Source organism: Acinetobacter sp. SFB, assembly GCF_001647545.1.
Taxonomy (GTDB): Bacteria; Pseudomonadota; Gammaproteobacteria; order Pseudomonadales; family Moraxellaceae; genus Acinetobacter.
Genome location: NZ_LSZH01000011.1, coordinates 134,601 through 153,146, shown reverse-complemented (window position 1 = coordinate 153,146; position 18,546 = coordinate 134,601). Strand labels below are relative to the sequence as shown.

The window sequence follows — 18,546 nt, the reverse complement described above, 5'->3', positions numbered from 1 at the left end:
GGCTGACTAACGTATCAAACCCTGCGGTTGCAAAATAATCATCATTGCCCCTAGCAGGACAACCAACCCACCGAACAGATCCCAACGCGTTAAGATCTCCTGATCGACATAGCGTAGCCACATCAATGCGGTAAAAATATAAATTCCGCCATAAGCTGCGTAAATTCGACCTGAGGCTGCGGGATGCAAAGTCAGCAACCAAACGAATACAGCCAAACTTAAAACTGTGGGAAGCCATAACCAGTGTGATTTCCCTTGGTTTAAAATGAGATAAGGAAAATAACAACCCAAAATTTCTGCGATTGCAGTGATAAAAAACAGGCAAAAAGTGGTTATCACTTTGGTAATTTGAATATCCATCAACTCTTATATCGTTTGATTCGCATCTTCTTTCTCTAAAAAAGGTCAAGATGAGACTAAATAGAAAAAAATAACCCGTGCGGACACGGGTTATTTCAACAGTTCAGATAATTATGCAGGTTCAGCAGTTTGATCTTCAAATACTTCTAGCTTCAAGCCGACCGCTTTACCATCTTCTTTCTTCACAGAAACAGCGACATTACCACCGTGTTCAGCCAGCTCACCAAATAGAATCATTTCAGCGAGCGGTTTTTTCAAATGCTCTTGAATCAGTCGTTGCATTGGACGCGCACCCATTAAACGGTCATAGCCATGTTCAGCCATCCATTCACGCGCACTCTGATCGACTTCAAGAATCACTTTCTTGTCATCGAGTTGAGCTTGAAGCTCAGTCAGGAATTTATCCACAACATTTTCAATCACGGTAGTTGGTAATGCATTGAACTGAATCACGCCATCTAAACGGTTGCGGAATTCAGGTGAGAATGCTTTTTTCATTGCATCTTTATTATCATTACTGTTGTCTTGTTCCATGAATCCGATACTCGCGCGAGAAATACTTTCCGCACCAATATTGGTGGTCAAAACAAGAATCACATTACGGAAATCTGACTTGCGACCATTGTTGTCGGTCAATGCGCCATGATCCATAATTTGCAATAACAAATTAAACACATCTGGATGCGCTTTTTCTATTTCATCCAGTAGCAATACGCAATGCGGACTTTTGTGAATCGCATCAGTCAACAAGCCACCCTGATCAAAACCAACATAGCCTGGAGGTGCGCCAATTAAACGTGAAACCGCATGACGTTCCATATATTCAGACATATCAAAACGAACCAGTTCCACCCCTAACAGTTTAGCCAACTGTTTAGTGACTTCAGTCTTACCTACCCCAGTAGGACCTGCAAACACAAAGCTACCTACCGGTTTATCAGGTGATTTCAAGCCGGCACGCGATAATTTAATGGCAGAACCAAGCGCTGAAATTGCATCATCCTGACCGAATACCACACGTTTAAGATCACGTTCCAGATTACTTAATACTGTCTTGTCATCTTTCGATACGGTTTTCGGTGGAATACGTGCAATTTTAGAGATGATATCTTCGATATTTTCAACTGTAATCAGAGTATCATCTTGCTCTGCTTTCAAACGGCGCTGTGCACCGGCCTCATCAATCACATCAATGGCTTTATCCGGCAAGAAGCGATCATTAATAAATTTCGCTGATAACTCTACGGCTGCGACCAAAGATTTATCGTCATATTCAACATGATGAAAATCTTCAAATTTAGATTTTAAGCCACGTAAAATATCAATCGTTTCAGAAATAGAGGGCTCATTGACATCAATCTTTTGGAAGCGACGTGATAAAGCATGATCCTTTTCAAAAACCTGGCGATATTCTTGAAAAGTCGTTGAACCGATGCAACGTAATGAACCATTCGACAAGGCCGGCTTGATTAAATTTGATGCATCCATGGTGCTACCCATACTGGAACCTGCACCAATAATCATGTGAATTTCATCAATAAACAAAATGGCTTCCGGTTTCTTTTTCAGCGCATTCAACAATTGTTTCAAGCGTTTTTCAAAGTCACCACGGTATTTGGTGCCTGCCACCAGTGCACCAATATCCAAGCTATATACTTCTGCATGAGCAAGTGGTTTAGGCGCTTTACCATTCACAATCAACCAAGCCAAACCTTCAGCAATCGAGGTTTTACCTACACCCGGGTCACCTACAAGCAAAGGATTATTTTTACGACGGCGACATAAAATCTGTGCGGCACGTTCAATTTCTTTTTCACGCCCAATTAAAGGATCTGTTTTCCCTTTTTGAGCTTCGATGTTCAAATTAGTGGTATATAAATCGAGTGGGCCTGCATTTGAAGAACTCGAGGTTTCACCATCCAGCTCCTCAACTTCTTCTTCGGCTTGCACTTCTTCTTTACGCGTACCGTGAGATAAATACTGAGTTAAAGTTAAACGGTTAATTTGATGGCGTTTAAGCAAGTAGACTGCAAAAGAATCACGTTCAGAGTACATCGCAACAAGAATATCTGCACCTTCAACAGTTCGATCACCGCCGCTGGATTGCACATGGAAAATTGCCCGTTGCAGAATACGATCGAAACTTTCTGTCGGATGTGGCGCCTGATCGCTATGTTCACCTAATTTAGGGGTATGTTGTTCAACGTATTCTTCAAGTTCTTTACGCAGAACGATAATGTCCGCCCCACACGCTTTAAGCGCATTGACAGCAGAATCATTATCCAGTAAAGCCAACAATAAATGTTCAACCGTGAGAAACTCATGTCTCTTTTGACGAGCCATGCTTACAGCCAAACGTAAAGATACTTCTAATTGACGACTGAGCATGTAATCCCCTTAATCTTTTGGCTCAATCTGACAAAGCAATGGATGGCCTTGTGACCGAGCGTAATTATTGACTTGGTTCGCTTTGGTTTCCGCAATGTCTCGTGGATAAACCCCTGCAACACCTTTCCCTTCATAATGTACAGTTAGCATTACTTGAGTGGCTTGGTCAAGATTCAAAGCAAAGTATTGTTGTAAAATTTCAATTACAAAGTCCATTGGGGTGTAATCGTCATTCATCAAAACAACTGCATACATGGGTGGACGTTTTAATTCAGGTGGCGCAGTCTGTACCGCGATTTCACCCTCAGATTCGTCTTGCGAGTCATTGCTTAAGCGTGGACTAATATGCCAATCGACATATCCTGATTGATGAAAAGAACTTTTGATGGCATTTAAACAATTTTGACGCTTATTGATTCGCATAGGTTTTAAAATTCACATTTATTGTGCATTTGATTCTGCTTGAGGAATTTCAGAAATAAATGCAGATTGACTCTCAATCGGTTTACCACGGCCCCAACTAAAACGTTTAATCACCGGCGTACTTGTTCCACCGGTTAAACGCACTTCAATGAATTGCGGAGCAAAGCCTTTAGGCATGGTCCAGCGGCCTGTTAAACGCTCGTAATCTTGAAAATTAAAGTTCTTGTCTTCCATGGGAACAACCAGAACTTCTGTGTCCTGAATTAAGCGTAGTTCCACCATTCCAGAAATACTACGTTTATTCGGGCTGACTTGTACCAAATCCAGCTCATATTCATAAGCATTATCCGGTAAAGGTTTAACCCCGATATTCTGAATCGTCAAGCTTAGCCCACCCCGTTGCCCCAATACTTCACGGTAAATAGAACTCAAACCCTCAGCCTGAGCTTTATCTGCACGCGCCTGATTCAGAGCAGCAAATAAGTCATTTGAATTACTCACCGCAACATCACGCTCTTGCACAGCCAGATTCAAATTTTTATTCAGCGTTTCCAGACTATTCTTTTGCTTTTGCACAACTTCAACCAGCTGTTCAGCATCCGCTTCATAGCCGACAACTGTCAAACCTTGCCGATGCCCAACTGAATAGCCCAGCACGCCACTCCCTACAACCAGAATTGCAGCGCCAATTGCTAAAGGTAAATTCCCCTTAGCAAAAAGCCTTTTACTCAGTGGAGCCTGTTGTGAGGAAGTATTTGATTCAGTGTTCAACATCGTCATCTCTTATTTTGATTCATTCAAAACACACATTTAAAGCTAAATCCAAATGTGTGTGAAGCTGAAAAACGTTTTTTATGGTAATAAACCAATACCTGTCAGACCTGCATTTTCAGCAAAATCGAACATCAGGTTCATATTTTGCACAGCCTGACCCGCAGCACCTTTGACCAAATTATCTTGTACCGATAAAACCACCAGTTTTTTCGGCTGTGGTTTATACAGTGCAATACGAAGCTGGTTTGCACCACGCACAGAACGTGTTTCAGGTGAACTGTTCGCGGGCATCACATCCACAAATTGTTCACTGGCATAGAACTGTTCATATAAACTTTGTAAGTCTGCTGCATCACCAGCATCCGTTAAATCGACATAGATGGTGCTGAGCATGCCCCGAATCATCGGAACCAAATGCGGTACAAATAAAATGTGATTAAACACATCTTTAAGCCCTGATATATTTTCCAATGCTTCCACAATTTCAGGGTGGTGACGGTGACCTGCAACGCCATAAGCCTTAAAGTTGTCGGCATTTTCTGAGTAAATCATACCAAGGCTTGCTTTACGACCTGCACCAGAAACACCTGATTTTGCATCAATAATAATGCTTTCAGGTTTTACCAAAGCTTCAGGCTGTTTAAATAATGGTGCAAGACCAAGCTGTACCGTGGTTGGGTAGCAACCCGGGTTACCAATCACCTTGGCTTGTTTAATTTTGTCACGATTCAGTTCTGATAGACCGTAAACGGAATCTTTTAAAATATCTGGGCAGGCATGTTCAAGACCATACCACTTTTCAAACTGTTCTAAGTTTTGCAAACGGAAATCTGCTGCCAAGTCGATGACTTTAGTATTCGCTGCAACTAATTCTGCTGCATGTTTCATGGCCACACCATGAGGGGTCGCAAAGAACACCACATCGCATTTTTTGAGTTCATCAATGCTTAAATCTGAATATTCAAGATCGGTATGACCGCGCAGGCTTGGGAACATGTCATCGACACGGCGACCTTTTTCGGTACGTGATGTCAGTACATTGACTTGCACATTTGGGTGTCGTAGTAAAAGACGTAACAATTCAACGCCTGTATAACCTGTACCACCGACAATACCAACAGTAATCACGATCCCTACCTCAAATTAAAGTGTTCATTTCGTAACAGCGTAGTATGACAGGAAGTTTTGCTTTTCTAAACTGTTTTGGATAGTTGATTAAAGTTTTTAACTTTTAAAACCTAAGATACGTATTCATCTCGTACTCATGAAGATACATTACAGCAATTGATATAGCTCATTTATAAATCGCTTCGGATTTTTTATACCCCTCCCAAAAAGGAAGTAAATCAAGTTTACTCTCACCCACTAAAATCTTTCTATCTGTTGTAATTTTAAAATCAGATCACTTTCATAACTTTTCCCAGACCTTAAAAAAGCCCAGTTCATTAATGAATAGGGCTTGTCTTAAATATGATGAGTTGAGCTTTTGGGATATTATTTAGCAGCTAGATTTTCTAAATCTTTAATACTCATTAATTTATAGCCATCTTCCGTAGGATCACCGTCTTCAATATTATTGGTGCACAAGATTCCTTCTACCACACAAAGATGAGTCACTGTTTCATCCCAGCTATCATGATTTAATGTAAATTCAGGATCTTCTTTCCATACATCCTTGCCCGTTTCTTCATCCCACTCAGGCCATTCTTCTCTCTCCCAGTCCCATCCATGCTTAAAGCATGCCTGTTGAGCTTTATCCCAACTCTCTTTGTCTGGTGTTTCAATACAAATTTCCAATTCAATCTCCACAGCGACTTTGGCAAGCTGCCAGTTCACATAATTATGATCACTGCATTGTACTGGGCCGATAACTAAAAAGAATAGACCCTTTTATAAATCATTTTTCATTCAGTTCCACATTATAAATCCCAGCAAACAAATTAAATTTTAATCCTGATTTTTTACTTCTGTTGCGGTAACGTGCAGACAGTATTTTAAAAGTTAAGATTTAACTTTATATTTATATCCCTAACACCTCATTAAATTTAATAATTAAAATATTCTTCTATGATGAATACCACCAATACGGCATCGGCATCGTTTTTAATAATTTCCGATGCTGTTGAAAATCCACATCATGCTTGTGGACCTCAGCCCAAAAATGCGGACTATGATCAAAGTGCTTGGTATGTGCCAACTCATGTACACAGACATAACGCGTGACATGCTTGGGAAATAACACCAAAGCACTATTCAACATAATGTCATGTTTGGATGTACAACTCCCCCATCGTGTTTTAGGTTGACGAATCGCACATTTAACAAAACTCAAACTACATTCTTGGCTGGTTTGATCTAAACAAACAGGCAGATGCTGCTTGGCATACTCAATCACAAACGCTTTTAAATAATGTTCAGGCTGACGGTCACTAATCAAAAGTTTTAACTTTTCATCATCAAAAATAAAACAATGCTTTTGGCTTTGATAAATGATCCGTACAGGTTGATCTAAATTAAATAGCTTTAATTCGTTGGGTAATGTTTTGTCTATCTGAATAATTTTTTCTTGTTGTTGCTGCCAGGTTTGAATGAGCCATTGCTCGGACTGATCTATAAAATTTTGAATTTGTCGTTTCGAGCACAATACAGGTGCAGTTAAACGGATCTGAGTCGGCTCAACACGTAAGCGTAAGTTTTTCGCTCGCGCATGACGGACAATTCTTATTTCTGGCAATTCGTTTAGAGTCATTGTTGTTTTATATTTTATCTCATAGTGATTTAAATTTCCCTGAGCCTTATTTGAAAAGCAGCCTCAGGGAGAATTAACTAAAGAGCAGTACGCTCTTCAATACCATTATCGGTTGCAACAACAGCAATATCTGCTTTATTTATCGCAAAAATACCGTTACACACCACACCCGGAATGTTATTGAGAGTTTTTTCAAGTTCCAGCGCATTCAAAATATTGAGGTTATGCACATCTAAAATCACGTTACCGTTATCGGTCACTACACCTTCACGGTAAACCGGATCACCACCAAGAGAAACAATTTTGCGTGCTACCGCAGAACGTGCCATCGGAATCACTTCAACTGGAAGCGGGAAGTCATGACCCAATTGCTCCACCCATTTGGAATCATCCACAATACACACGAATTTTTTCGCAATCGAAGCGACAATTTTTTCACGGGTTAATGCGGCACCGCCACCTTTAATCATATGCATATGACGGTCAATTTCATCGGCACCATCAACATAGGCATCTAAACCGCCCACAGAGTTCATGTCGACCACTTCAATGCCTAATTTTTTAAGACGTTGTGCTGTCGCTTCAGAACTGGCTACCGCAGCTTCCAATTGCAGTTCAGGCAACAATTCAATAAGGAAGTTCACAGTACTTCCTGTACCTACACCCAAAATTCCCCCTTTAGGCAAGTGCTTTAAAGCAGCTTTCGCAACAGCTTGTTTCTTTTCATCTTGGGTCGCATACAGACTCATAACTTGGCTCAACTATTTTTTGACATTTGTTGCTGATTAAACAGCCCAAATGTACAGGGGTTTGTTACAATAAAGGCCTATTTTAAACTGTTAGATGGAAAATTAACATGCTGTCTCGTTTGGTTCGACAAATATTACAAGCAACGGTGTATGACGTTGCAATCGAAACTCCACTCGAAGCAGCGCCACGAATTAGTGAAAAGCTAAACAACAACATTCGCTTTAAACGCGAAGATTTACAACCTGTCTTTTCCTTTAAACTACGCGGTGCGTATAACCGTATTAGTCAATTACCGAAATCTCAGTTGCAACGTGGCGTTATTACGGCTTCAGCAGGTAACCATGCGCAAGGTGTGGCTCTATCTGGTCAAAAACTGGGAATTCGTGCGATTATCGTAATGCCGAAAACCACACCGGATATTAAAGTTCAAGCAGTTAAACGTTTGGGTGGTGAAGTGGTTTTATATGGCGACTCATTTGACGTTGCCAATAAATATGCAATTCAGTGTGCCGAAGAACAAGGCATGACCTTTATTCCGCCTTATGACGATGAACTGGTGATTGCGGGTCAAGGGACTATCGCCAATGAAATTTTACGTCAATGGCGTGATGTAGAATATGTATTCGTTGCTGTAGGCGGGGGCGGCTTAATCGCCGGTGTTGCTGCATACTTGGGCGATGTTGCGCCGCATGTCAAAGTCATTCCTGTGGAATATGATGAATCTGCCTGCCTAAAAGCGGCCTTTGAAGCCAATGAACGTGTGATTCTGCCCTCTGTCGGTTTATTTGCCGATGGTACGGCGGTTGCGCAAATTGGAGCAAAACCCTTTGACGTGATTCGCCTGCAAAAATCAGACAACTCAGGTCCAATTGTTGAGCGTGACGTGGTCTTGGTCAACACGGACGAGATCTGTGCAGCCATTAAAGATACCTATGATGAATGCCGTAGTATTGTTGAACCTTCTGGCGCAATGGCACTTGCCGGAATCAAAAAATATGTGGCTGAACATGGTTTAGAAAATAAAAATATGGTGTCGATTGTATGTGGCGCCAACATGAACTTTGACCGGTTACGTTATATTGCTGAACGTACCGAACTCGGTGAATGTAAAGAAGCCATTTTTGCAGTGACCATTCCAGAAGAAAAAGGTTCGTTCCTGAATTTCTGCCGCGCTCTGCAAGGCCGTAACATTACTGAATTCAACTATCGCGCCAGTAGTTCTAGTGCTGCTCAAGTGTTTGTCGGCATCAGCTTAAAAGGCGGTGAAAAGGAACGTCACGATATTTATGACCTCCTAACCACACAATATGATGTGGATGACTTGTCTGATGATGAAGTGGCAAAACTGCATATCCGTTATTTGGTCGGTGGTCATGCAGATATTGAAAATGAACGCCTCTTCCGTGTCGAGTTCCCGGAACGTCCAGGTGCATTACTGACTTTCTTGGAACGCTTGGGTCCAACGCATAACATTACCCTGTTCCACTACCGTAACCACGGCGCAGCAGAAGGACGTGTACTGGTTGGCATGGAAGCAAGTGACGCGAAACAGAATCCGGATGGTTTAATTGAAACATTGGAAAGTATCACTTATCCATATGCTGAAATTACCAATAATCTGGGTTATCAGCGTTTCTTAAAATAAGACTCAAACATCTAAAAAAAGCCATTCAAGAGTAAAAAAGTGAATGGCATTTTTTTGTTTATATGAATGTGCTTTAAAAAGGCATTTATTCTCATCGACCTACTCATTGCTATAAAATTTTTTAAACTCAACAGCACTAAATATGTCTGTCTGCTTCTTTGGAATTTTCCAATGTTGCACCAGCAAAAACCATCCCTGTCATATCTGAAAGATCTTTTTATCATTCATTTTAATTCACTATAAAAATAGAAAATTATCTGAGTAAATTATATATAGGGCTTTTGAAGGTTTTGTGACGTGATGTAATAATCACAAATGTTCTTTAGCTCCTCAAATGATTAAGCAGTAAAAAATTCAATAATTTATAAAATTCTGCATATTGATATTGACTGCAACCGATTATGCCCTCTTAGAAATAAACCTTTGTTAGATATAGTTTTGTAAGCCTGATAGCTGAATGAATAATAACATTATAAAATGAGTACAGAATTACATACCCGTCATGAATGAAATCCACAGAAAATGGGTTAAGGAATACTTCGAATGGCATTATTTGCAGTCATTGGCTTAGGCAGTTTTGGAGCCACCGTTGCAACCCAATTGGTGAGCTTAAATCACGATGTGATTGGGATCGACAGCAATAAAAAATATGTTGAAAATATTTCTGATCAGCTCACCCATGCTGTTATTGCCGATGCAACCGATGAACATGTTCTTAGGGAACTGAATATTCAAAGCTGTGAAGCCGTTGTGGTTGCAATTGGCGAGGACATTGAGGCCAGCATTTTATGTGTCTTACATCTAAAAAACCTGGGAATGAACAAGATTTGGGCCAAAGCGAAATCCAAAGCCCATCACATGATTCTGACCCATCTGGGCGTGAATAAAATCATTCATCCAGAAGAAGATATGGGAACCCGGATTGCCCAGTCTTTAAGCTACCCTATGGTCAGTCGTTATATGGGTTTAGAAGACAATCACTTTATTGTTAAAATTGAAATTAAAGCCAGTCTCCAAGGTGAATCATTTAACCATTTAATGGGTCACGCTTCGGAAATTAAAACGCTTTTATTTAAACGCGGCACGGAAATTTTATATAACATTGATCCTGATTTAATTCTGCAAGAAGGTGATATCTTGGTGGTTGAAGGTGAACTTGAACCCCTACGAAAACTGTCTGCCCGGTTTAAATAAAATATGAATCAGCCGCAAAATATAAACCATAATACCGTCAATCTGAGTCCTCCCAGCTTATTGGCCTTGGGGTTCTTAAGTTTTATATGTGCAGGTACCTTATTGCTTAAACTTCCCATTTCACATCATGGGGAATTAAGTTGGATCAACGCCCTGTTTACTTCCACCTCTGCGGTGACCATTACCGGACTTTCTGTGGTCAATGTCGGAGAGGCTTATACCACTTTTGGCCAAGTCGTGATCATGCTTTTACTACAGATTGGTGGCTTGGGTTTTATGACGTTTGCCATCCTTGCCGCACTCAGCCTGTCTTCCAATATCCGGTTAAAACAGCAAGTAATGGCACAGGAAACGATTGGGCAAACCAGTCTGGCCAAAGTCTCTTTCACCATTAAAGGCGTATTTTTATATTCCTTATTTTTTGAAGCCGTCGGTACAGTTATTCTTACCATTGCGTGGATGCAGGAATATGACTTTCCACGTGCCTTTTTTTATGCGGCTTTTTATAGTGTTTCTGCGTTTAATAATGGCGGTTTTTCGCTTTTTCCGAATAGTTTGATGAGTTTTGCAGACCATTACCTCATTACCTTTACCATCAGCATGCTTTACATTATTGGGGGGATTGGCTTTGTGGTACTTATGGATATTAAACGTGCCCACCGCTGGAAAAAATTAAGTACCAACAGCAAACTTATCCTCTCCACTATTGCAGGATTAAACTTGGTGGCTTTTATTATCATTTGGGTATTAGAAGCCAGCAATCCGCTGACACTGTCCAGCATGAGCCTCGGTGATCAGGCCTTGAATGCGTGGTTTCATGCCACTGTACCGCGCTCATCAGGGTTTAATAGCATGGATATGTCCAGCATGACCGATGCTTCCACATTGGTCACCATGGTCTTGATGTTTATTGGTGGAGGTTCCTTAAGTACCGCAGGGGGCATTAAAGTCGGTACCTTTATTATTGTAGTGTTAAGTGTGATTACCTTCTTACGCCGTTCGGAAGAATTAAGGGTATTTAATCATTCTGTTTCAAAAGTGACTTCATTTAAGGCTTTTGCAGTCTTGTCTATTACGGCAATTTTGATATTTTTAGGATTATTTACACTGCTTATTTTGGAGCCGAGCAAGGATTTTCTGGATTTACTCTTTGAAGCCGTTTCAGCCGCCTGTACAGTCGGTTTATCGCGCGGTATCACCAGTGAGCTTCAACCTGCCAGTTTGCTTTCTTTAATCTTACTCATGTTTGCATGGCGTTTAGGACCGCTGACTTTAGCCTACCTAATTGCTACCCCAAAGAAGAGTCGTTTAAAACATCCTCCGGCAGATATTCAAATTGGTTAATGGCTCTTAATTTTCGATATAAAAAAACCACTCGATCGAGTGGTCTTTTTATGAGGCTTGGATAGGTTTTAGTACCAGTTCATCAATGACACACCTAAACCGACATAAGTCGCACGGTGGTTATAATCAATCAGACTTTCACCATAGCCATCAAACAACTGGAAATAGCCACGTAACTTGCCTTTAATCGGGAATGCCCAATCAAATTGCGCAGCACCATGGGAATCATCACCACCTTTAAGCGAGTGACGCAGCATGAGTGAAAACTCATGATCATTTTTGCGATAGAAGGCAGTTAAATCACCACGTCCCATGTAGTTTTTAATGTCAGGATTGTTATCGTCTTTGGCATCTTCTTCAATACGATACCAAGGACGTACCATCACGGCAAAGTTTTCGCGCTCAAAACCAAGGTTGAGCATCACCCTGTTCCAGCTCCGTGATAAAGGATCTGCACGACCATTAGACTGGTGATTAAAAGTTAAACCCAGTAAACGTGCATTTAATCCTAATATTTCATAATTGGTGCGGAAAATCAGGCTGGCTTCAGGTTCATAGTTGCTTTCACGAAAAGGACGAGATTCTTCGGCATTATAGACCTGCCAGCGCGATGATTGCGTATACCCTACCCAAATATCACCATTATCACCAAACAGATTTTCAACTGCTTTAGTTTTTAAAGACAACTGGAATTTTGCTTCTAGGGATTTCAGAATTTGGTCATTCCCCACTTGTACCGTATTATTTTCATTCGGACTGGAAGGACGTTCATTTTTATTAGAAGTCCAAAAGCCTGGCATGAGATAAACCGGCTGATGTGCACGAATATTCCACGTACCGAGTTTACTATCGGGAGACAACTCCCAACGCTTATCCAGCAAAGATCGATTTGGATCTATTTTAGGACCTTCAACAGAAAATATGCTATTGACCCCGTGACTGATTTTTTCTTTAACTGTTTCAGGTTCAGTCGGTTTAGGTGCAATTTCATTTGCCGCTTGGCGTTCAGAAAGCAGCGGTGTTTTCTCATCCTCGGGGATTTTAAACAAAGTATCGTAACAAGCTAAGCGATCGGCATTAGATTCCAATGCCGAACAGGCTTCAGGGCTTGCTGGTGTAATTGTAGATTCGGGACTTACTGCATTTACATTCGTCACATACAATGAACTGAGCATGATCATGCTCAGTTGCAAAGTAGTGCGTTCAAGTTTTTTGAACGCCATAGGGTGTTACCTCAGTTTATTCTTTTAGGTTACTTGTTTGATCTCAAAACCGAGTTCAATCAAAGTATCACGTTTCGCAACGGGTGCAACCACAGCTTTTACTGGTTTTTGCTGAACGAGATATTCTTCTGCAACGCGTTTTAAATCATCCAAAGTCACTGCAAGCAAACGTGCACGCAATTGTTTTCGAACTGCCGGCGTACGTGCATGCAATAAAGCGTAGCACGCACTAATGGCTTCACCTGCAGGAGAACCGGGTTTATCCATGCTCGCAACCAAGCCTAAAATTGCTTCTTCAAGCTGATGCGATAGATGCTCGGTATTCAATAGCCAGTCAATACTTGCTTCAAAGTCTTTAAATGTTTCTGCTAAGCGCGGATCACGATAGCTATAAAAACGGAACGAACAGGCATTGCCGTCATAACTCGCACCACCACCATAAGCTCCACCTTTTTCACGAATCGCACTATGCAAGAAGCCATTACGCAAATATGCGGCCAACACCATTAAAGGTGCTGCATCCGGATGGGAGACTTCCACCGCAGGATAAGCTGAAGCACAGAATTGTACATTGGCCTGAATTAACCAGGCTTCATCTTTATTGCTATTTTCCGTGAAAACTGTCGTTAATTCTACCGGAGTTTGATCAACGGCTAGCTTGTCCCAAACATCCTGAATTTCTTCAATCAAACGATCTGACTGATGCTCTTCACATACCAGCAAGAACTGTTTTGGTGCTTGTAAAAGTAGACGATGAATGGCTTTTAATTCCGCAATCAAGGCATCATATGCAGTTTCATCATTTTCAATTTTAGCCACCAGTTCAGTCAACCAGTTCAGCGCACCCAAGCCGGTATTTTGATAATCGCGCTGTGCCAAAGCACTGCAATTACGCGATGCAATTTGCATTGCATAGCTATGGCCTGAACCTGAAACACGTGATTGCCAACGGGTTTTACGTTGTTGCAACAATTCAATAATGCGGTCTTTTTCATCGAAACGCAGTTGTTCAAATGCCAACTTCAATATGCGGATCGCTTCAAAATTATTCACCAACGATTTAGTGGTTAAGGTTAACCATGCGCTGATTTTATTTTTATCATCGACTTTTGAACGTAAAGATGCACCCATCCCTACACCACCGCTGACTGCAGTTTGCAGTTGCTGCAGCTCAAGATAATCGTATTCGCCCGCACCAACTTCACCCAGCAAAACAGACAATAAGCTAAAATATGGTGACTGTACCACTTCATCCGGGATTTTAACTGTTACTTGCTGATAGTAAATACCATTGGTACCGGCATGGTACAAATTCAATGGCATATCGTGATTATTACTGATAATTTCACGCAATTGACCCTGTACAATATGCAGATCAGCAGGCACATCTTCCAGCCCGACTTTTGGCAACAAGTTCATATCATCGGGTGTATCTTGACGAACTTTTAATGCTTCAGTTTGTTTGATAATTTCAGCTTTTTGCTCATCAGTCAGTTTGGCACCAATTTCAGCTAAACGTGCTTTCTCTGCTTCTGCCTCTTTTGCAGATTTAGTTGCATCAGGTACCAAAGTCATTTGCACACGATGGGTATTATCAAGCAAATATTGTTGAATCAGATTCGACAACCACATTGGGTCTTTGAGCTCTTCTTTGACTTGCTCAATTGCAGTGTCTACATCCCAAACATCAATCGGATCACTGTGATGAATCACACTGCCTAAACCATTTAGAATCAGGCTTAAACCATATGGCATACCATCGCCATTGATTTCACGCTGATGCAATTCAATCTGATGCAAAATGGCATCGACCATTGCAGAATCAACCGGCTTAGAGGCCACATCTTGCAAAATTTTAAAGACTCCGTCTTTAAATTCTTGCGCATATTCAGGATTTGAACCTTGCACGCCACAGAAGAAGGTCATCTCAAAGTTAGAATCATCTACGCCCATAAGTGGACCGGTAGATTGTGCGTAATCACAGGTTTCAAGGTAATGAAGTAAGGGCGAAGCGGAATCTTCCAGTAAAATTCCTTCAACCAGACGCATGCCTAAGCGCAGTTTAATATCACTGGCTTCAGGTAATAACCATGAAATCACGTGATAGGTCTTATCTTTTAAATCTTCAGCATCGACTGCATAAGTTTCTGTGACTTCAACCGGTGCAGTTAAACGTGTTTCAGGGGTTGAATGTAGCGTTTGACCTTTCTCAAATTTAGATAAGGCCAAAGTTTCAAATTGTTCTTGCAAGTGATAGGCAGATTCATTGCCAAAGGTCATAAACACCGCATTACTTGGATGGTAATGTGATTTGTAGAAATTGACTAACTCTGGGTAAGTTAAATCCGGAATATCTTTAGGATCACCACCTGAATTGTAATGATAGGTGGTTTTCGGAAATAAATGATGTGCCAATTGATGATACAGCTGATCTGAAGGAGAACTCATGGCTCCTTTCATTTCATTAAAAACCACGCCTTTATATACCGGCTGACCATCTTCCAACTCAATACGAATACCTTCTTGAGCAAAATCCAGTTCGTTTAAATTTGCAGCAAAAGCAGCATCCAAATACACTTCCAATAAGTTTTGAAAGTCTTTTTTGTTTTGCGTTGCAAATGGATAGGCTGTCCAGTCGGCTGAGGTAAACGCATTCATAAAGGTATTTAATGAACGGCGAATCATCAGGAAGAACGGGTCACGAACAGGGAATTTTTCAGAACCGCATAATACGGTATGTTCCAAAATGTGTGCCTCACCCTTTGAATCCATCGGTTGAGTACGGAACGCCACCAGAAAGACATTTTCGTCCAGATCACTGGCAAGGTGATAATGCGTTGCACCGGTCACTTTATGTTTATATTCAGACACAAAAACGTCTAAGGCCTCAACATGGTGTTGACGTATCAACTGAAACGCAGGATGAACAGTTTGAGTAATGGTTTCAGTGACATCTACAGTCATGTGATCTCCTCATGTATACATATTTATAAGATGTTGTGATTATACCTGAATCTTCAACTATATGGATTCGTACAGTTACGAATTTCCTAGCATTTCAGTCCAGTTTCAACGTCCTTCTTTTTTAATCAAAATCAGCGCTATTTTCAATGCAAAAAATAGCAACTGGTTGCTATTTTTTTAAAACCGGTTTCGAAGTGATTCTATTGCTCAAATAAATACACAATAAAATGGCTATAAAGATTACCGCTGAAGCTGTGAAGCGGCTTAAGTCCAGACCACCCGAAGCGATCGGTTTATCCAGAAAATCTCCCACTACTGCACCTAGCGGACGAGTTAAAACAAATGCGCTCCAAAACAATAAGGTCCGTGACACATGGGTATAGAGGTAAAGCACCAAAATTAACAAGATAAGACCAACAAAAAGGACAATACCACCGCTATAACCCAGCCCCATGGTATCTGCCGACCAATCCCCTAAAGCCGTACCCAGAGTTTGGGAAAAGGTAATAGTGATCCAATAGAAAATTTCTGCCCGTGGATAATTCACCGTATGCGGTGAAATACTGCCTTCAACTTTATACCAGCTCAATAAAGACAAGCAGACCAAACCCAGCAATATGCTACTTCCACCGACATAGCCAATTCCCAATGAGCGATCGACAAAATCTGCCAGAGTCGTACCCACGGTCGTACTGGCAATAATGGTCAGCCAGTACAAATAAGGTCGGTAAGTTTTAGCACTGATTTGAAAAAACAGTAAAGTGATAAAGACTGCCGCGAAAATAAAGGTACTAATCAGGTATCCCAAATTGAGGGACATGGATACTGCATCGCCACCTGTTTCACCAAAAGTAGTGGCAAAAATTTTAGTGACCCAGAAAAGTGCAGTGATTTGCGGAACTTTAGAAATATGAGCTGCAATATTTTGTTGTTGATTCATCAGTCTGACTCAAAAAGTCTTTGCTGATATTTTAAACTGATACACTTAACCCAGCATTAAAATTTAAAGCTGTTTTTTGATTTTATGGAATCGACTTAAAACAATTAAACACTTATCCATAAAATTTAAGCGCAAGCCTATATCATAAGGCTGATGAGCCTATTCAAACCCAGCAGCATCATGATCAAGTCTAATCAAGACTAGAGCAAATATTTGAAATAACTATAATTCGGATGATTTTCAACAAATACATAATTTTGTTTCTGATAAAAATTTGCGGCAGATTTTGTGTCTGTATTTAGGCAAAGTGCAGAAAAATTTGCACGGGCATTTTTTTCCAAATGCTGTAAAAGCTGTTTGCCCACACCATGCTTACGGTATTTCGGCAATACATAAAAACGACGTACTCGCCCAATACGGGCATCAATTTCGTTTTCATTCCATTGCTGGTTTAAACCACCACAGGCGATCAGTTTCTCATCATCATAAACACAAAGAAGAAATTCCCCGGGTTGATCAAACCTGTTTTTGCCACTTTCATACTCTTCAATCAATTGATCAATAAGCTGAAATCCTTCTTTCTGAGCTTGCTTGGCTAATTCTGTGATTTGTGCAGGTAATTGTTCAGCTTTAGCTATCGTGATATTCATCGAAACTTCCTAATCCTTTCCTATAGTGCATTTTGTACGAGCATCAGTCATATATTGAATTTTATTCATCAATCTACAGCAATCATAAGCATTGGTGTAAACTTAGCGTTTTATTTTGAAATGTGAATGAAAGACATGACAACTGTTGATCTTTTTGCAATTGGTAATGCATTAATCGACCAAGAATTTAAAGTCTCTGACGATTTCCTGATTCAACAAAATTTGCAAAAAGGCACTATGCAGTTGACTGATGGTGAAACACAAGCAAATTTATATAATAATTTAAAAGAAACGCAAGTATATAAAGGTCAAGCATCAGGCGGATCTGCTGCAAATACCACCGTTGCGTTTAGCGCTTTAGGAAGTAAAGCATTTTATGGCTGCCGTGTCGGTAATGATGAACTCGGTCGCACCTACTTAAAAGGTTTAAATGAAGCCGGTATTCAAACCACTGAAAAGTCAGTGAGTGAAGGCGTGACAGGAACTTGTATGGTTCTTGTCAGCCCGGATTCAGAACGTACCATGCACACTTTCCTGGGTATTACAGCAGAACTTAGCGTAGAACAAATCAATTTTGAACCCTTGAAAACTGCAAAATGGCTGTATATTGAAGGTTATTTGTCGACCAGCGATACTGCACGCCAAGCGGTTAAACACGCACGTGAAATTGCCAAAGCGCATGGGGTAAAAATTGCTTTAACTTTATCTGATCCAGCGATGGTGCAATATGCACGTCAAGGTTTGGATGAATTGATTGATGATGGCGTAGATTTATTGCTTTGCAATTACCATGAAGCCTTAATGTATACGGAAACTGATTCTATTGAAGCTGCATTAGCTAAACTACAGCAAAAGAGCAAATACACTGTCATTACATTATCTGCAGAAGGGGCGTTAATTTCTGATTCAGAGCAAACCCTTAAAGTTCCAGGTCGTGCTGTAACCGCGGTCGATACCAATGGTGCCGGAGATGCCTTTGCAGGTGCTTTCCTTTATGCATTAAATGCAGGTTTAAGTCTTAAAGTTGCTGCTGAATTGGCCATCCTGATTTCAAGTGAAGTCGTTTCACAATTTGGGCCGCGCCTAAGTGTAGAAAATTACAAAGAATTATTAAATAACTTCCAAAAGGAATGTGCATAATG

The 18,546-nt window shown here is 40.7% G+C and carries 16 protein-coding genes and 1 pseudogene; 4 read left to right on the top strand and 13 right to left on the bottom strand.

Features of this window, described 5'->3' with window-relative positions; genetic code table 11:
* Nucleotides 1–6: 6 nt before the first annotated feature.
* The 9 genes and pseudogenes from AY606_RS05225 to rpiA all read right to left on the bottom strand — a co-directional run bounded on the left by AY606_RS05225 (nucleotide 7) and on the right by rpiA (nucleotide 7,443).
* Nucleotides 7–360, bottom strand: coding sequence for a YnfA family protein (locus AY606_RS05225; RefSeq protein ID WP_067865782.1), 354 nt, complete (start codon nucleotides 358–360; stop codon nucleotides 7–9).
* 111 nt (nucleotides 361–471) lie between these two features.
* Complete coding sequence (gene clpA, locus AY606_RS05220) at nucleotides 472–2,748, bottom strand: ATP-dependent Clp protease ATP-binding subunit ClpA (protein ID WP_067865779.1); 2,277 nt, start codon at nucleotides 2,746–2,748, stop codon at nucleotides 472–474.
* A gap of 9 nt (nucleotides 2,749–2,757) precedes the next feature.
* Nucleotides 2,758–3,171 (bottom strand): ATP-dependent Clp protease adapter ClpS, encoded by a 414-nt coding sequence (gene clpS, locus AY606_RS05215; RefSeq protein WP_067865775.1) that lies wholly within the window; start codon nucleotides 3,169–3,171, stop codon nucleotides 2,758–2,760.
* Between the two features lie 18 nt (nucleotides 3,172–3,189).
* Nucleotides 3,190–3,951 carry a DUF6776 family protein gene (locus tag AY606_RS05210; protein ID WP_502692110.1) on the bottom strand — a complete coding sequence of 254 codons (762 nt, stop codon included), beginning with the start codon at nucleotides 3,949–3,951 and terminating at the stop codon, nucleotides 3,190–3,192.
* Nucleotides 3,952–4,023: 72 nt separating this feature from the next.
* Nucleotides 4,024–5,073 (bottom strand): N-acetyl-gamma-glutamyl-phosphate reductase, encoded by a 1,050-nt coding sequence (gene argC, locus AY606_RS05205; RefSeq protein WP_067865771.1) that lies wholly within the window; start codon nucleotides 5,071–5,073, stop codon nucleotides 4,024–4,026.
* A gap of 366 nt (nucleotides 5,074–5,439) precedes the next feature.
* On the bottom strand, nucleotides 5,440–5,781 hold the full coding sequence (locus tag AY606_RS05200) for a hypothetical protein (RefSeq protein ID WP_067865769.1): 342 nt from the start codon (nucleotides 5,779–5,781) through the stop codon (nucleotides 5,440–5,442).
* A gap of 61 nt (nucleotides 5,782–5,842) precedes the next feature.
* Nucleotides 5,843–5,944: pseudogene (locus AY606_RS16060) on the bottom strand (IS5/IS1182 family transposase); the annotation flags it as partial.
* A gap of 66 nt (nucleotides 5,945–6,010) precedes the next feature.
* Complete coding sequence (locus AY606_RS05195; RefSeq protein ID WP_067865767.1) at nucleotides 6,011–6,694, bottom strand: M48 family metallopeptidase; 684 nt, start codon at nucleotides 6,692–6,694, stop codon at nucleotides 6,011–6,013.
* 77 nt (nucleotides 6,695–6,771) lie between these two features.
* On the bottom strand, nucleotides 6,772–7,443 hold the full coding sequence (gene rpiA / locus AY606_RS05190) for a ribose-5-phosphate isomerase RpiA (protein ID WP_067865765.1): 672 nt from the start codon (nucleotides 7,441–7,443) through the stop codon (nucleotides 6,772–6,774).
* A gap of 107 nt (nucleotides 7,444–7,550) precedes the next feature.
* Between rpiA and ilvA the strand changes: the two genes are divergently transcribed.
* From ilvA to AY606_RS05175, 3 genes are all read left to right on the top strand, one after another.
* On the top strand, nucleotides 7,551–9,089 hold the full coding sequence (gene ilvA, locus AY606_RS05185; RefSeq protein ID WP_067865762.1) for a threonine ammonia-lyase, biosynthetic: 1,539 nt from the start codon (nucleotides 7,551–7,553) through the stop codon (nucleotides 9,087–9,089).
* A 543-nt stretch (nucleotides 9,090–9,632) separates the two neighbouring features.
* Nucleotides 9,633–10,283, top strand: a complete 651-nt coding sequence (locus tag AY606_RS05180) for a potassium channel family protein (RefSeq protein WP_067865759.1) — start codon at nucleotides 9,633–9,635, stop codon at nucleotides 10,281–10,283.
* A gap of 3 nt (nucleotides 10,284–10,286) precedes the next feature.
* A complete protein-coding gene (locus AY606_RS05175) occupies nucleotides 10,287–11,627 on the top strand; it encodes a TrkH family potassium uptake protein (protein ID WP_067865756.1) in 1,341 nt (446 codons plus the stop codon).
* Between the two features lie 68 nt (nucleotides 11,628–11,695).
* Here the strand turns inward: AY606_RS05175 and AY606_RS05170 are convergent, their stop codons facing one another.
* The 4 genes from AY606_RS05170 to AY606_RS05155 form a co-directional block, all read right to left on the bottom strand.
* Nucleotides 11,696–12,850: a phospholipase A gene (locus tag AY606_RS05170; RefSeq protein ID WP_067865753.1), complete on the bottom strand. Its 1,155-nt coding sequence runs from the start codon at nucleotides 12,848–12,850 to the stop codon at nucleotides 11,696–11,698.
* A gap of 24 nt (nucleotides 12,851–12,874) precedes the next feature.
* Nucleotides 12,875–15,814, bottom strand: coding sequence for an insulinase family protein (locus tag AY606_RS05165; RefSeq protein WP_067865751.1), 2,940 nt, complete (start codon nucleotides 15,812–15,814; stop codon nucleotides 12,875–12,877).
* Between the two features lie 169 nt (nucleotides 15,815–15,983).
* On the bottom strand, nucleotides 15,984–16,754 hold the full coding sequence (locus AY606_RS05160; RefSeq protein ID WP_067865748.1) for a COG4705 family protein: 771 nt from the start codon (nucleotides 16,752–16,754) through the stop codon (nucleotides 15,984–15,986).
* A gap of 200 nt (nucleotides 16,755–16,954) precedes the next feature.
* Nucleotides 16,955–17,404: a GNAT family N-acetyltransferase gene (locus tag AY606_RS05155; RefSeq protein WP_067865742.1), complete on the bottom strand. Its 450-nt coding sequence runs from the start codon at nucleotides 17,402–17,404 to the stop codon at nucleotides 16,955–16,957.
* A 135-nt stretch (nucleotides 17,405–17,539) separates the two neighbouring features.
* On the opposite strand from AY606_RS05155, the gene AY606_RS05150 reads away from it, so the two are divergent.
* Complete coding sequence (locus AY606_RS05150; RefSeq protein ID WP_067866600.1) at nucleotides 17,540–18,544, top strand: adenosine kinase; 1,005 nt, start codon at nucleotides 17,540–17,542, stop codon at nucleotides 18,542–18,544.
* Nucleotides 18,545–18,546 lie beyond the last annotated feature (2 nt).

Coding starts and splice junctions, on each gene's coding strand:
- clpA (WP_067865779.1), bottom strand. CDS start 2,748: ATGCTCAGTCGTCAATTAGAAGTATCTTTACGTTTGGCTGTAAGCATG.
- AY606_RS05170 (WP_067865753.1), bottom strand. CDS start 12,850: ATGGCGTTCAAAAAACTTGAACGCACTACTTTGCAACTGAGCATGATC.
- AY606_RS05175 (WP_067865756.1), top strand. CDS start 10,287: ATGAATCAGCCGCAAAATATAAACCATAATACCGTCAATCTGAGTCCT.
- AY606_RS05210 (WP_502692110.1), bottom strand. CDS start 3,951: ATGACGATGTTGAACACTGAATCAAATACTTCCTCACAACAGGCTCCA.
- AY606_RS05150 (WP_067866600.1), top strand. CDS start 17,540: ATGACAACTGTTGATCTTTTTGCAATTGGTAATGCATTAATCGACCAA.
- AY606_RS05155 (WP_067865742.1), bottom strand. CDS start 17,404: ATGAATATCACGATAGCTAAAGCTGAACAATTACCTGCACAAATCACA.
- AY606_RS05180 (WP_067865759.1), top strand. CDS start 9,633: ATGGCATTATTTGCAGTCATTGGCTTAGGCAGTTTTGGAGCCACCGTT.
- ilvA (WP_067865762.1), top strand. CDS start 7,551: ATGCTGTCTCGTTTGGTTCGACAAATATTACAAGCAACGGTGTATGAC.
- rpiA (WP_067865765.1), bottom strand. CDS start 7,443: ATGAGTCTGTATGCGACCCAAGATGAAAAGAAACAAGCTGTTGCGAAA.
- clpS (WP_067865775.1), bottom strand. CDS start 3,171: ATGCGAATCAATAAGCGTCAAAATTGTTTAAATGCCATCAAAAGTTCT.
- AY606_RS05195 (WP_067865767.1), bottom strand. CDS start 6,694: ATGACTCTAAACGAATTGCCAGAAATAAGAATTGTCCGTCATGCGCGA.
- AY606_RS05160 (WP_067865748.1), bottom strand. CDS start 16,754: ATGAATCAACAACAAAATATTGCAGCTCATATTTCTAAAGTTCCGCAA.
- AY606_RS05225 (WP_067865782.1), bottom strand. CDS start 360: ATGGATATTCAAATTACCAAAGTGATAACCACTTTTTGCCTGTTTTTT.
- AY606_RS05165 (WP_067865751.1), bottom strand. CDS start 15,814: ATGACTGTAGATGTCACTGAAACCATTACTCAAACTGTTCATCCTGCG.